This is a genomic window from Candidatus Stoquefichus sp. SB1 (assembly GCF_001244545.1).
Classification (GTDB): domain Bacteria; phylum Bacillota_I; class Bacilli_A; order Erysipelotrichales; family Coprobacillaceae; genus Stoquefichus.
On the sequence record NZ_LN852696.1, the window covers coordinates 175812 to 191550 of the forward strand.

Sequence of the window (15739 nt, forward strand, 5' to 3'; positions counted from 1 at the left end):
GAAATTTTCTAATAATATTGACTTATAAAATGAAATTGTATACAATGAGACAAATAATTGATTGGGGGAGTAATTGTGAAAGAAAAAATGTATTTAAGTACAAGAGGAAATCAAGAACCATTAGATTTTTATCAGGCTATTTTACAGGGTATTGGTAGTGATGGAGGATTATTGGTTCCGGCTTTTGAAATTGATAAAAAAGATCTTCAAGCATTAAAAGATTTAAATTATGTTGATATGGCGACTGAAATTATTTCTACTTTTACACCAGATGATGTAAAAGAAGATATTCGTGAATTGTGTCGCAATGCATATGGTAGTGGTTTGTTTCCTGAAACAGTTGTTCCTGTAAAAAAAGCAGGAGATTTATACGTGGCTGAATTATTTCAAGGTCCAACAGCAGCATTTAAAGATATGGCTTTGTCATTATTACCATATTTTATGACTTTCTCTTTAAAACAAAAAGGTGAAGAAAGAGAAGTCATGATTTTAGCAGCAACTTCTGGTGATACTGGAAAAGCAGCTTTAGAAGGTTTTAAGGATGTTAAAGGAACTTGTATTAAAGTTTTTTATCCAATTGATGGCGTTTCACCTATTCAAAAACAACAAATGATTACACAAACTGGACAGAATGTTGATATTATTGGAATTAGAGGGAATTTTGATGATGCTCAAACAGCTGTTAAAAAAGCCTTTAATTCTCAAGAATTAAAAGACTTATGTGATCAGCATCATGTTTTTCTTTCATCTGCAAACTCAATTAATATTGGGAGATTGATTCCACAAATTGTTTATTATTTTTATTCATATTTAACTTTAGTAAATGAAAAAGAAATTGAATTAGGGGATGAAATTAATTTCACAATTCCTAGTGGTAACTTTGGAAACTGCTTAGCAGGTTATATTGCTAAAAATATGGGACTACCAATTAAAAAGTTTATTATTGCATCTAATAAAAATAATATTTTAACTGATTTCTTTAAAACTGGACAATATGATGCCAATAGAGAATTTTATAAAACAAATGCGCCAGCTATGGATATTTTGGTTTCAAGTAACTTAGAAAGATTGGTTTACTTTTTATGTCAAGATGCATCAAAGGTGAAAACTTATATGGACCAATTAAATGAAACAGGTATTTATAAAGTTGATGATGATATTTTTGCTAAAGTTCAAGAAAACTTTGCAGCTGGATGGTTAAATGAAGATGATGTATTAAAAACGATTGGAAATTGTTATAAAGAAACAGGATATTTATTAGATACACACACAGCAGTTGGTTATGGTGTTTATAAACAATATCTTAAAGATACAGATGATCAAACAAAAAATATTATATTAGCAACGGCTTCACCATATAAGTTCCCAGGTTCTGTATATCAGGCTGTTACAGGTGAAACTTTAGATGAGTATGAAGCTATTGATGCCTTAAATCAAACAACAGAAGTTCCTGTTCCTACACCTTTACAAGGTATGAAAGATAAGGAAATTTTACACAAAAAAGTTATCGATAAAGAAACAATTATTGACTTTATTGGTGATCAAATTAAGGAGTTATAATTATGAAGGTCAAAGTCAAAGTTCCGGCCACAAGTGCGAACTTAGGTCCTGGATTTGATGTCGCTGGGTTAGCAGTCACATTATATAATACATTTACTTTTGAACTTTTAGATGATGGCTTAGAAATTACTGGCTGTCCAGAACAATTCTGTAATGCTGATAATATGACTTATCAAGCCTTTGTCGAAGGGGCGAAAAGTTGTGGTTTATCATTTCAAGGTCTACGCATTGAATGTAGTGGCGACGTTCCTTACACAAGAGGTTTAGGAAGCTCTTCAACATGTATTGTTGCAGGGATTGTAGGTGCTTATGCATTTATGGATCGCTATGATGAACGTCAGGAAATTCTTGAATTAGCAACTAAAATTGAAGGGCATCCTGATAACGTTGCACCTGCAATATTTGGTGGTTTGACAGTTTCAGTCATGAGTGATGGTGTAACAACATTAAATATTCCTGTGAAACATGATTATCGCTTTGTTGCAATGATTCCACCATTTACACTATCAACAGAAAAATCTCGTTCTGTTTTACCTCAAGAATTATCAAGAGCTGATGCGATTGCCAATGTTTCTCATTTGGCATTAATGGTTGCCTCACTTATTAATGGATATGATGATGGATTAAAACTAGGTTTTAAAGATCGTCTTCATCAACCATATCGTGGCCCTTTGATTCAGGGATTTGATGATATTATGAATATTCTTGAAAAAGATGAAAGAGTCTTAGGAGCTTATTTATCAGGTGCAGGCCCAACAATTATGGCTGTTATTGATGCAACAGATACAAAAGGTGTTGTCAGAATTAAAGAAGAACTTGGAGATTTATTAAAAGATTGGCAAGTTGAAAAACTTGAATTAGATATGCGTGGATACACATGTGATTATGAATAGGGAGTCATCCCTATTTTCTTTTTGCAAATTTCTATAGCACTATAGTTTGCTCTATGCTATAATGCAGATATGGAATAATTATACGGTTGGTAGTTATGCTCTGGTCGATGGATCAAGAGTTGTTCACCTTGTTAACATAGATATCTTCTTTTGAAGAAATATGAAAATGGAGGTGATGCACATGAATGAATATCAAATTTTAATGGTGATAATAGGAATATTAGGACTATTAACACCAATGATAGGAATGATTGTGAAATTGCTTCTTATCATTATTGAAAAGAATGCAAAAAAATAACTACCCCAGCTCCTAGGAAAAGTTTGGGTAGTTAAAAACTCAAAAATCCAGGGTATAACCGTTAATCGATTATTCCTTTCATCTTTATTATAACTATTTTTTAAGAAAAGTAAACAACGATCGTAACTAAAAGCAAATATTTATTGAAAATACTGATATAAATTCGTTACAAGAAAGATTAATTTTCAATTTTAATATCCAAGATATAAGAGAAATCTTGCTTTTTCTTTTTTCAAAATATAAAAATATTGTGTAAACTCTATAAATAGGTATAAAATAAATAGAGATATGGAGGGATATTATGAAGAATTATCATACACATACAAAACGTTGTTATCATGCTATAGATAATGAAGAGGAATACATTAAAGCGGCAATCCAATCAGGATATACTGAATTAGGGTTTAGTGATCATACACCTTGGCATTATGATTCATCTTTTCATTCGACAATGCGAATGGAAGAAGATAAGTTAGATGGATACATTCAGACGTTATTAACATTAAAAGAAAAATATAAGAATCAAATTTCTATTAAAATTGGTTTAGAGTGTGAGTATTTTGAAAAATATATACCTTGGTTAAAGCAAATTTTAAATGATTATCCAATTGATTATATTATTTTAGGAAATCACTATGATGAAACTGATGAAACAGGAATTTATTTTGGTCGTCCACTTACAAAACAACAATTAACAAAGTATGTTAATAGTTGTATAAAAGGAATAGAAACAGGAATATATAGTTATTTGGCTCATCCTGATTTGGCATATTTTGATACAGATGATGAATTTTATAAGCAGGAGATGCGACGTTTATGTTGTTGTGCAAAAGAACATGATTTACCTCTAGAATTTAATTTATTAGGTTATAAGACCCATCGTCAATATCCAAACGAAACTTTCTTGAGAATTGCAAAAGAAGTAGGAAATAAAATCATTATTGGAACTGATGCTCATGAAAGTTCAGCTCTTTTAGATATGCAAACTTATCAGTATGCAAAACAATATATTGAAAACTTAGGTTTAGAATTAACTGAAGAAATTCGTTTTTTAAGATAGGAAAGGTGATGTCGAATATCATCACTTTTTCTTTACAAAAAAAGATAGAAATTTATAAAAAAGACACATAACCATGCTATAATAGAAACCAAGGAGTGATAATGAATGGAACATGTAACAGAGATAGATAAAAAGAAATATATAGATGATTCAAAAGAAATCGTGAGAACAACAATTGCTTTAGAAAATATTGTTTTAACGGATCATGAATTAACCATTTTAACAGAAGAAATTATGGATACATCATTAATGATGGGAGGAGATTATTCAACAGAAAATATTAGAAATATTGCTGTTCAATATGTCAGAAGTAATTTCTTGCCTCGTTTTAAAGCAGTGCATAAAGAATAGGAGGATGATATATGGTATATGATATCAGTGTTATGAAAGAATTTATTGCGACACATCATTCACAATATATAGGAAAATATCGTTATCATAGTGGTTATCGTACTGAAGAATCTGGATATAAAGCACATTATTATATGTTAGATCAAAATTTTAGACAAATTGATATTTATGTAGATATTTTTTGTAAAGATCAAATCACATATACTTTTTCAGAAGATTTACATGAACAAGAAAAAATATATATTATTAAAGATATTTTACAGCGTATTATTGATAAATCTCAATATAAGAGTACATTACATTATTCTTTATATGATAATTTTATTAAGACAATATCTAATGAACAATATGTTTTAGAACCGATAGATTTTTATAGTATATTAAATTATATGAAATATCATCAGGGTATTAATCAAAAAACAATGGATACTTATTATAAAATATTTATTCCTTGTTTAAAAACGCATTTAAAGAATAAGAATTATGAAAGTTTTATGGATTCAGTGAATATATTATTGGATAATATTCTTTATCAATATGAATGGGATGGTACAAATTCAAAATATTTAGATACTGAATATCAATTTCATTTATATTATATTCGAGAAATTGTTCGTATTGTTTATGAGAATCTTGATAAATTTTATAAAAATGTCCCTGATCAATTGTTTGAAGCTATTCATATTCTTTGTCTAAATACAAGATTATCATTTGCAATTATGACAGATTTTGGTTCAATGCTACTATCACAATATCGTGTAACAAATGCAATGATTAATCATCTGAAAAATGAATTGGTACTTAATGATAAAGATGAGGAAAGAGAAAATGTTAATCTTGTTTTTTCTTATATTTATTATATTTTTCATAATGATTTTGATCAATATTATGCAGTTATTTTAAAGGTCTTACGTGGGGTAATTAATAATATGCTGACGTTTGCTAATCATGATTTAGATTTGGCTTTAGGAAATTCTTTAGTTAAATCTGAAGGTTATCAAGTTTTATTAGATTTGTTCCATGAAGATTATAATACTTTTGTTTTTACTTGTTTTCCAATAGATACTTTCCCGCTTGAAATGAAACCAAAGGTACGAGATGAATTAGTAACAGCAATTCAATTCTTTGCAGCGAGAATGGAAAGTGATAATTATCGTTTGAGTTCTTTTGAACAAGTCATGAATATTAATAGATTATTAATGGATAATTTTAAGGAGTGGTATAAATGAAAAAGAAAATAGCCATTGGTGGAGCAGTTGCTTCAACATTAACAGCTTCAACATTAACTGCAGGAGTTGCAGTTGCTAATCAATTTGCAAAAAAAATGTTATATCGTGAACATTTAAGTAAAGAAGATCAGGGTGACTGGTATGAAAAACTAGGAGCTCAAAAAGTGAAAATCAAGAATCATAAGGGTTTGTTTTTACAGGCTTATTTAATTGAAAAACCTCAAGCAACACATACGATTATTTGCTTACATGCTTTACTTGAATCAGCATATTCTTTGCAAAGTACAGTTCAATATTTAGAAAGTATTTTTGAAAATGAAAATATTTTAATGATTGATGCAAATGCTCATGGATTAAGTGATGGATATATTAGAGGTTTTGGATATCGTGATGTTTTTGATTTGATGTATTTTAATACTTATGTATTGCAAAAGTATGGTGAAAATCATCATATCATTATGTATGGAAAAGGAATGGGAGCCAATACAATTTTAAATACATCTGGACTAGGTAAACTAAAAAATGTTGATTTGATTATCAGTGAAGGAGCCTATGATAATGTTTATAATTATTTGGCTGCACGTTGTCAAAAAGATATGAAAATAGCAAAATTACTTTGTGGTCCGATGATTAGAAAGGTTATTAAAAATGAATTAAAAACTGATATTAAAAAAATGGATACTGTTCAATTGGTGAAGAAGAATATAATTCCAACTGTTTATATTCATTCTAAAAATGATCCAGATGTTCCTTTCTCAATGGTTTTCCCATTATATAATCATGATTCATCAAATAAACTGTTATTTCCAATTAAAGAAGAACATTTATATGATTTAAAAGATAAAGATGATTCTTATTCATTATCTCTGATTGAGTTTATGAATGAAAATATATAAAGAAAAGGAGGAAATCTATGTATTTTAAAGAAACAAAAGGATTCCCTAAAGATTTTTTATGGGGAAGAGCATCTGCTGCTTATCAAGTTGAAGGTGGCTGGGATGCTGATGGTAAAGGTGTAACTAACTGGGATAAGTTTGTTAGAATTCCTGGGAAAACATTTAAAGAAACAACAGGGGATAAAGCAGTTGATCATTATCATCGTTATAAAGAAGATGTGAAATTAATGGCAGACATGGGTCTGAAAACTTATCGTTTTTCAATTGCTTGGGCAAGAATTTATCCAAATGGTAATGGAGAAATTAATGAAGCGGGGTTACAGTTCTACGATAATTTAATTAATGAATTATTAAAGTATGGAATTGAACCAATGGTGACAGTATATCACTGGGATATGCCACAAGCATTAGAAGAACAATATCACGGTTGGGAAGACCGTCGTATTGTTGATGATTATGTGAACTATGCGACAACATTATTTAAAAGATATGGTGATCGTGTCAAATACTGGATTACAATGAACGAACAAAATATTTTTACATCATTTGGCTGGTTAAAAGGAATGCATCCGCCAGGAAAAGAAAATGATATGAAAACATTCTATCAAGTTAATCATCATGCCAATATGGCACATGCTGGCGCTGTTCTGGCTTTAAAAGAACTTTATCCTGATGCAAAAGTGGGAGCAAGTTTTGCTTATAGTCCATGTTATGCATTTGATAGAAAACCAGAAAATGCTATGGCAAAAGCAGATTATGATGATTTACAAAATTATTGGTGGATGGATATTTATGCTTATGGACGTTATCCAAAGAGTGCCTGGGCATATTTAGAATCTATGGGTGTAACTCCTGATATTCAAGAAGGAGATATGGAGATATTACGTAAAGCAGCATCATTGGTTAATTTCATGGGTGTCAATTATTATCAGACTTGTGTAGCTGAATATAATCCAATTGATGGTGTAGGTATGAGTAATGCAATGAATACAACTGGAAAGAAAGGAACTGCTCAAGTTCAAGGTATACCTGGATTATATAAAAATCCAGCAAATGATTTCTTGCCAACAACAGATTGGGATTGGACTATTGATCCAATGGGACTTAGAATGTGCTGTCGTGATATTACATCACGTTATGCTTTACCTATTGTTATTTCTGAAAATGGATTAGGTGCATTTGATAAAGTGGAAGATGGACAAGTTCATGATCCTTATCGTATTGCTTATTTAAAAGCCCACATTGAAGAATTAAAGAAAGCTTGTGATGATGGATGTGAAGTTTTAGCATATTGTACTTGGTCATATACTGATTTATTAAGTTGGTTAAATGGTTATCAAAAGAGATATGGATTTGTTTATGTTGATAGAGAAGAAGATGAAAACTCAGGAACATTAAACAGAATTCCTAAAGATTCATATTATTGGTATCAAAAAGTCATTGCCAGCAATGGTGAGGATTTATAAAAATTATGAGTATTAAAGGGCAATGTTATTATTTTAGATAATAATATTGCTTTTTTCTTAATGAAAGTCAATATTTTTAATTGTTAGTCTATGATATAATAGAAATATAAAATCATTAAGAGGAGAGAATTGAAATGAATCAACAATTAGAGGAAATAAAGAAATTTAAAGCGAGATTTGATAATGAAGAAAAAGAGATACTTGTTTTAACAGAAAGTGGAATGTCAGCGAGTAAGAGTGGCAATGAGCAGTATTGGACAGTCTCTATAACAGCATTAGCATATATTGATATGAAAAGTGGAGAATTAGTTGAAGGAAAGAGACGTGTAGAATGGTTGGCAGATGATAAAGAACGTCGAAGTGAAAAAAAGATTTATGGACTTGAAGGTCAAAAAATATACCAACTAATCGTTAAAGAATCTTTACCTTTTGAAAATGAATATACACATGATGTTTTTGCAAAAGGATATTGGCTTATGTTAGTTGATGTAGCAAAAAGAAATTGCCAAAATATACAACTTGAAAATATTTTAAAAGAATACCAAAAAGAAGTTTTTATTCAACCTGAAGGATGTCAAAAACTTATTCTTGATAAATCATTAAATTTATTTAGTGGTGAGGGAATATGGAATCAAAAAGAATGTTCTATCCATTTAGATAGTGATGGTGAGGATCTTGAGACTGCCAATGAAGCATTGATAACATTCAATGAATTGATGACTCATTGTGATATATGGGATCAAAAAGCAAGAGAATATGCTGCTGATGAATTAACCGAATTAGCGAATGATTGGGCGGAAGAAGATGATTCAGAGATAACTCATGAAGATTTTGCAAGACGTATTTTGATTAGTGAAGTATGTGCATCACCTGAAGGTGACTTTGAATTGTTTTATGAAGATGATGATATGTTTTATGGACATGTCATTATTGTAAGTGGAAATATTCATGAAGGATTTGATGGAGCTGATATTGCAGGATAATAATGTGATATGAAGGTGAGAATATGTTAATTATAGAAAAATTAAATCTGAAAGAAAAAATGAGTGAGGGTGAAGAAAGTATTGCTGATTTTGTGCTGACTTTAGGTAAGGAGTTGCATAAATACTCAACGCGAAATATAGCAGAAGCAACATATACTTCTGCACCAACAGTGATACGTTTGTGTAAAAAATTAGGTTTTAAAGGTTTTGAAGATTTTAAAGAACAATTTTTAAAAGAAATAGAATATTTAGATCAGCAATATGGAAAAGTTGATGTTAATTTTCCTTTTGATGCTAAGGATACAATGATGAGAGCAGCCCATAAAATTTCTCATCTTTATGAAGAAACAATTCATGATAGTATGTCATTATTGCATCATGATGATTTACAAAAAGCTTTAAATTTAATGAAATATTCTCATTCTATCCATGTATTTTCTTATGGAACGGCTTTGAATTTAGCTGAATCATTTAAGGAGAAGATGTTAAAAATAGGGAAAAATGTGATTATATCTAATAATTTAAATTATCAGCTCTATGAAGTGACATGTATTCCTAAAGGGGATCTTGCGATTATTATTTCTTATTCTGGAGAAACGGTGAATATAATTAAATTAGCAGAGATTTGTCAAAAAAGAGGTATTCCGATTATTGCAGTTACATCATTTGGTGAAAATACATTGTCACAATTGTCATCTGTGCAATTAACAATGTCAACTAAAGAAAGCCTTTATCATAATATTGGTGATTTTAGTACTCATCTTTCCACACATTTTATTTTAGATATTTTATATGCTGTTTATTTTTTATCAAATTATGATGAAAATTATCATAATCGTATTCAAAAGTCAGGTGATTTAGAATCATTACGTAGTTCAACAAATCCAATTATTAGTAGTGGTGAAGAGTGAAACAGTGTTACATAAATAAATCTAAAAACATTTGTTGAAATTTAACACTGTTACAAGTATACGTTTTTATATTTCGTCTCAGCCTTCTTGCATGTATAGTAAACATGCAAGGAGGTTTTTATATGAAAATAAGAGATGATTTTTTATGGGGAGGGGCGACTGCTGCAAATCAGTATGAAGGAGCCTATCTTGAAGATGGGAAAGGATTAAGTATTGCTGATGTGGAAATGGGATCAGTTCATGGTGTTCCTAGAACAGTTCATGATAGTGTTCATGAAGATTGTTATTATCCAAGTCATGAAGCTATTGATTTTTATCATCGGTATAAAGAGGATATTGCGTTGTATGCTAAGATGGGATTTAAATGTTTTAGACTTTCTATCAATTGGCCAAGAATCTTTCCAAATGGTGATGATGAAATACCTAATGAAGCAGGATTAAAATTTTATGATGATGTTTTTGATGAGTTATTGAAGAATGGTATTCAACCAGTTGTGACATTATCACATTATGAAACACCACTTCATCTTGTTCAAAAGTATGGATCATGGCGTAATCGAAAACTGATTGATTTTTTTGAAAAATATTGTGAAGTTGTTATGAAAAGATATCATCATAAAGTGAAGTATTGGATGACATTTAATGAGATTAATGAAACAATGAATCAAAAAGAACCCTATCATCAAGCTGGTATTCAATACCAAAAAGGTGAAAATCCTGCTGATGTGAAAATATTGGTTTCTCACAATATGATGTTAGCAAGTGCCAAAGCAGTTATGCTTGCTCATTCAATTGATAAAAATATAAAGGTTGGATGCATGTTCCAATATCCAACGACTTATCCAAAAACATGTCATCCTAATGATGTCATGGCTCAAAGATATCATATGATGCCAAATTTCTATTATGGAGATGTGATGTGCAGAGGATATTATTCCAATACTTGTACAGCTCAGATGAAAAGAATAAATGGTCATTTAGAAATGTTGCCAGGTGATCAAGATATACTGATGGCAGGAAAAGTAGACTATATTGCTTTTAGTTATTATTTTTCATCAATTGCATCAAGTCCTGATGGAAAACAGTTAATTGTTGGAAGAGATAACAGTTATTTAAAAAAGAATGATTGGGATTGGCCAATAGATCCAATGGGTTTAAGAATTGCTTTAAATGAATTATATGATCGATATCAAATTCCACTATTTGTTGTAGAAAATGGTTTAGGAGCAATTGATTATATTGAAGCAGATGGAACAATTCAGGATGATTATAGAATTGAGTACTTAGCTAAGCATATTGATGCATTAAGAGATGCAATAGAACTAGATGATGTTGATGTTATTGGATATACATGTTGGGGACCTATTGATATTATTTCGGTAGGAACAGGAGAAATGCGTAAACGTTATGGATTTATTTATGTAGATAAAGATGATGAAGGGAAAGGGACATTAGAACGTAAAGTCAAAAAATCATTTCAATGGTATAAAAAAGTGATTGCGTCTAATGGATATGATACATCCTTTTAAGGGCGATAAAATGGAAAAAAAGGTTTCATTGTTAAAAAGAAGTATAGCATTTTTTATTGATTTGTATTTAGGAGCATTATTAGCAAGCATTCCGATTTCTCTCATTTCATTAATCCAAATCAATCAAATAACACAAAATATTTTTTTACTAGATAAATCAATAGCAATCATCGCTATCATCTTAAGTTTTGTTTGTTTAGGTTTCTATTATCTTTATATACCACTCTTTATTTATCCAGGACAGACACTAGGAAAAAGATTAATGGACATTCAAATTATAGCTTCTTCAAAAATATCATTAGTTAAAAGACAAATTCTTTTTATGTTATTGTTTACATCAGCAAGTCATCTTTTTGCTCAATTGGTAAGTTTATTGACAGGATATAACTTGATTTCTTTAATGACAGATATCACATTATCATTTTCATTGATGGCAATAATTAATTTATTTATTACCAAACAGATGCTATATGATCGACTTGCAAAAACATATATAACAGATTTTTCAAAACAAAAAACATTTATTAAAAATCAATTAAGGGAGGAAAAATAATGGATTATTTTATGGATAAAATTGGTGAAGCCATTACACCAATAGCAACAAAAATGACAAGCAATAGATATTTAAGTGCGATTAAGGAAGGGTTCTTTGGATCGACTCCAATTTTAATTGCAGGTTCAATATTCCTATTGTTTACAAGTTTACCTTTTAATGGGTATGCAGATTTTATGGCAGGTCTTTTTGGGGAAGGGTGGATGGATTTCTTCTATTTACCATATCAAGTGAGTTTTAAACTCATGGCATTCTTTGTTGTTGTAGGAATGGCACGTTCTCTAGCAAAATACTATAAAGTTGATAGTAAATTAGCAATCGCTTTATCCTTTGTAGGAATCTTTCTATTAACACCAATCATCGCAACAGAAGAAGGATTAAAAGGATTACCATTAGATAATTTTAGTGCTCAAGGGTTATTTGTATGTATGATTTCAACTGCTATCTCAGTTGAAATTTATAGATGGTGTGTTCAAAAAGGTTTTACAATTAAAATGCCAGATTCAGTTCCATCAAATGTCTCTACTGCTTTTGCAGCTGTTATACCAGCATTTCTGATTATTCTTGTATTTAATTTTATGCGTATGGCTTTTGTAGCAACACCGTTTGGAAATGCTCAAACTTTTATCTTTTCGATTTTACAGCAACCATTACAATCATTAGGTGGAACATTGCCTGCCACAATGCTTGTATTACTTATTGAAGCAGTTATATGGTGCTTTGGTATTCATGGTTCAAGTATTGTTTCATCAGTGATGAATCCTATTTGGTATGCTTTATCAGCTGAAAATTTAGCAGCATTTGAGGCTGGGATTGTCCTACCACATATTGTTAATTATCAATTTATATCATTTTTTGTAAAGTTGGGTGGTGTTGGTGCCACACTCAGTTTAACATTATTATGTTTATTTAAGTCAAAATCAGATCAATATAAAGCTTTAGGAAAATTAGGTATTGGAGCTTCTTTATTTAATATTAATGAACCAATTATTTTTGGATTTCCAATTGTCTTGAATCCAATGATGATGATACCTTTTGTTTTATCAAATGTGATGGTAGGACTTGTGACCTATTTATCAATTTGGGGTGGTTTAGTTCCTTATATTAATGGTGTGAATTTACCATATACAATTCCAGCTATTATTTCAGGATTTATGATTTGTGGTTGGCAAGGAGCAGTTTTACAAATTGTTTTATTATTAATGACTGGTTTTATTTATTATCCATTCTTTAAGGCTTGTGATAAACAAGCATATGAAGAAGAACAAGAAAAGAAAAAAGCATTAACTGTAGAATAGGAGAAAGATATGGATATCATGATTGTTGCGGAAAAGATGTTTCAACTATTTATCATTATTGGTATTGGTTTTATATTTGGGAAAACAAAATTGTTTAGTGATGATTTTCATAGTCAATTAATACAATTTGTCTTAAATTTAACAATGCCTTGTATGATTATTTCATCAGTTATGACATCAAATCAAAAGACTTCCTTAGCCTTATTTGATATCCTTATTTCGACATTCATTTTAATTGTTCTATTGCCTATATTTGCTTATATATGTATAAAGATCTTACCATTTCGTAAAAATAAGGGATTATATATGTTTATGATGATGTACCCAAATGTTGGGTTTATGGGATTTCCTTTAATGCAGGCTATTTTTGGTAATGAATCTATTCTAAGTACTGCTATTGTGAATATGGCATTCAATCTTTCGCTTTTTTCACTAGGAACTATGGTTATGAATTATGAGAATAATCAACATTTCACATTTGATTTTAAAAGTTTATTATCTCCAGGTATATTAGCGTCTTTATTAGCTATTATGATCTATATATTTCATCTTCAATTCCCATCAACGATTATTGAGTCATTAACTTTAATTGGGAATATGACAACACCATTAGCTATGATGATTATTGGAACAACATTAGCCACTTACTCATTGAAAGATATATTTTACGACTCTAAAGTTTATGTTTTTTCTGGTTTTATTAATTTACTGATTCCAATACTCTTTTATCCTATTATTGATTATCTTTTAATTGATCCAATGATTAAAGGAATAACGCTTATCATATTGGCTATGCCAGTAGCCAATGGAGCTGTTTTATTTGCTAAGACATATCAACAAGATGAATTTTTAGCAGCAAAAACAGTATTTATTTCAACATTATTGGGTATTGTAACAATTCCTTTCTTAATTTATTTATTGAAATAAGCATGAATACCACATGTTTTACATGTGGAGTGTCATTACATATATAGATAAAAGAAAATGGAACTTTAATCAAAAAATAGAGTTTTCTAAATTGCATATTTGCTTATTGCATAAATGCCTTGATATTTATGAAAATTTGGTTATAATATAAATGAAAGGAATAATCGATAGACGGTTATGCCTTGGATTTATGTGGTAAAATAACTACCTCACAGTCAACAAAGTGGTAGTTATTTTTTGTTTTCCTTTATAATTTCAAGGAGTAGTTTCACAATGACTGCGATGATAGCTATCATTAAAGACAACATCTCAAAATCGCTCATGTTTCACCACCTCCGTTGTTTCAAATTTCTCATAAGAGATATCTATATCAACAGAGTTTCCGATCTCTGATCTTTCGACCAAAGCATAACCACCTACCGTTATGATTATTCCATGATGATATTATAGCACAAAGCAAATTTTCTATCTATAAATATTTGCTTAAAGTTATCTATTGTGTTTACGAGCAAATGATCGAGAAGAAGATTCAAAATCGACTTTTCAAAAGATTGAGTTATGGAAATTGTATATTTGCTTATTGCATAAATGTATTGATATTTATTAAAAATTGGTTATAATATAAATGAAAGGAATAATCGATAGACGGTTATGCCTTGGATTTTGGGTTTTAAATAACTACCACAGTTTCCTAGGCCGGGTAGTTATTTTTTGTTTCCTTTTATAATTTCAAGGAGTAGCTTCACAATGATTGCGATGATAGCTATCATTAAAGATAAAATCTCATAATCGCTCATGTTTCACCACCTCCGTTGTTTCAAATTTCTCAAAAGAGATATCTATATCAACAGAGTTTCCGATCTCTGATCTTTCGACCAAAGCATAACCACCTACCGTTATGATTATTCCATGACAATATTATAGCACATAGCAAATTCTCTATCTATAAATATTTGCCAAAAGTTAATTATCGTTTTTGCTTTATTTGTGATAAAATATTGGAAAGGATGGTGATTCAATGAAATATAAAGATTATGGAGTTGTTGTGACTGGTGGAGGTCATGGAATTGGAAAAGGAATTATTGAGGAATTTGTTCAAGAAGGAGCAAAAGTTTGTTTTATTGATATCAATGAGAGTTATGGGAAACTATTAGAGAGTGAATCCGTATTCTTTTATCATGGTGATGTCTCTTTAGAAAAAGATTTAAATCAATTTATTTCTTTTTGTAAAAAGAAATTGAATAGAATTGATATATTGATTAATAATGCCTGTGTTTCTCATCAGGGAATAATGAGTCAATGTGGTTATCAGGAATTTCAAAAAACTTTATCTATTGGGTTAATAGCTCCTTATTATTTAAGTTCACAATTTCAAGATGAATTGAAGAAACAAAAAGGATCAATTATTAATATTGCATCTTCTCGAGCTTTTCAGTCTGAACCAAATACGGAGTCATATACAAGTGCTAAAGGTGGTATTGTGGCTTTAACACATGCTTTAGCTATTTCATTATCAGGAGATGTGAGAGTAAATTGTATTGCTCCAGGATGGATTGATGTCAATGATACTGAAGAATTTTCAAAAGAAGATCAAATGGCTATTCCTGTAGGAAGAGTTGGAAAACCAAAAGATATTGCAAAGATGGTTACATTTCTCTGTAGTGAAGATGCTGGATTTATAACAGGTGAAACATTTATTGTTGATGGGGGAATGAGTAAGCGTATGATTTATCATGGAGATCATGGCTGGCAATATCATATTGAATAATATAGATTTGTATGTTA

Annotated in this window: 14 protein-coding genes; all 14 read left to right on the forward strand. The window is 30.0% G+C overall.

Annotated elements, in window-relative coordinates:
- Positions 1 to 75: 75 nt before the first annotated feature.
- The 14 genes from thrC to BN1865_RS13370 all read left to right on the forward strand — a co-directional run bounded on the left by thrC (position 76) and on the right by BN1865_RS13370 (position 15722).
- A complete protein-coding gene (gene thrC, locus BN1865_RS13305) occupies positions 76 to 1560 on the forward strand; it encodes a threonine synthase (protein ID WP_082189998.1) in 1485 nt (494 codons plus the stop codon).
- 2 nt (positions 1561 to 1562) lie between these two features.
- Entirely contained in the window at positions 1563 to 2453 is an 891-nt protein-coding gene (gene thrB / locus BN1865_RS13310) for a homoserine kinase (protein WP_050637756.1), read from the forward strand.
- A 599-nt stretch (positions 2454 to 3052) separates the two neighbouring features.
- Positions 3053 to 3811: a histidinol-phosphatase gene (locus tag BN1865_RS13315; protein WP_050637757.1), complete on the forward strand. Its 759-nt coding sequence runs from the start codon at positions 3053 to 3055 to the stop codon at positions 3809 to 3811.
- Between the two features lie 105 nt (positions 3812 to 3916).
- Entirely contained in the window at positions 3917 to 4162 is a 246-nt protein-coding gene (locus BN1865_RS13320) for a hypothetical protein (RefSeq protein ID WP_050637758.1), read from the forward strand.
- A gap of 11 nt (positions 4163 to 4173) precedes the next feature.
- Entirely contained in the window at positions 4174 to 5391 is a 1218-nt protein-coding gene (locus BN1865_RS13325; protein WP_050637759.1) for a hypothetical protein, read from the forward strand.
- Complete coding sequence (locus BN1865_RS13330; RefSeq protein ID WP_050637760.1) at positions 5388 to 6287, forward strand: alpha/beta hydrolase; 900 nt, start codon at positions 5388 to 5390, stop codon at positions 6285 to 6287. The genes BN1865_RS13325 and BN1865_RS13330 overlap by 4 nt, the downstream gene beginning before the upstream one ends.
- Positions 6288 to 6304: 17 nt before the next feature.
- On the forward strand, positions 6305 to 7753 hold the full coding sequence (locus BN1865_RS13335; RefSeq protein ID WP_050637761.1) for a glycoside hydrolase family 1 protein: 1449 nt from the start codon (positions 6305 to 6307) through the stop codon (positions 7751 to 7753).
- 134 nt (positions 7754 to 7887) lie between these two features.
- Positions 7888 to 8736, forward strand: a complete 849-nt coding sequence (locus tag BN1865_RS13340; protein WP_050637762.1) for a DUF2262 domain-containing protein — start codon at positions 7888 to 7890, stop codon at positions 8734 to 8736.
- Between the two features lie 23 nt (positions 8737 to 8759).
- On the forward strand, positions 8760 to 9647 hold the full coding sequence (locus BN1865_RS13345) for a MurR/RpiR family transcriptional regulator (protein WP_050637763.1): 888 nt from the start codon (positions 8760 to 8762) through the stop codon (positions 9645 to 9647).
- Positions 9648 to 9769: 122 nt separating this feature from the next.
- A complete protein-coding gene (locus BN1865_RS13350; RefSeq protein WP_050637764.1) occupies positions 9770 to 11176 on the forward strand; it encodes a 6-phospho-beta-glucosidase in 1407 nt (468 codons plus the stop codon).
- Between the two features lie 10 nt (positions 11177 to 11186).
- A complete protein-coding gene (locus tag BN1865_RS13355) occupies positions 11187 to 11729 on the forward strand; it encodes an RDD family protein (protein WP_050638596.1) in 543 nt (180 codons plus the stop codon).
- Entirely contained in the window at positions 11729 to 13027 is a 1299-nt protein-coding gene (locus BN1865_RS13360; RefSeq protein WP_050637765.1) for a PTS sugar transporter subunit IIC, read from the forward strand. The genes BN1865_RS13355 and BN1865_RS13360 overlap by 1 nt, the downstream gene beginning before the upstream one ends.
- 9 nt (positions 13028 to 13036) lie before the next feature.
- Positions 13037 to 13954: an AEC family transporter gene (locus BN1865_RS13365; RefSeq protein WP_050637766.1), complete on the forward strand. Its 918-nt coding sequence runs from the start codon at positions 13037 to 13039 to the stop codon at positions 13952 to 13954.
- Positions 13955 to 14972: 1018 nt separating this feature from the next.
- Positions 14973 to 15722, forward strand: coding sequence for an SDR family oxidoreductase (locus tag BN1865_RS13370; RefSeq protein ID WP_050637767.1), 750 nt, complete (start codon positions 14973 to 14975; stop codon positions 15720 to 15722).
- The last annotated feature ends 17 nt before the right edge of the window (positions 15723 to 15739 follow it).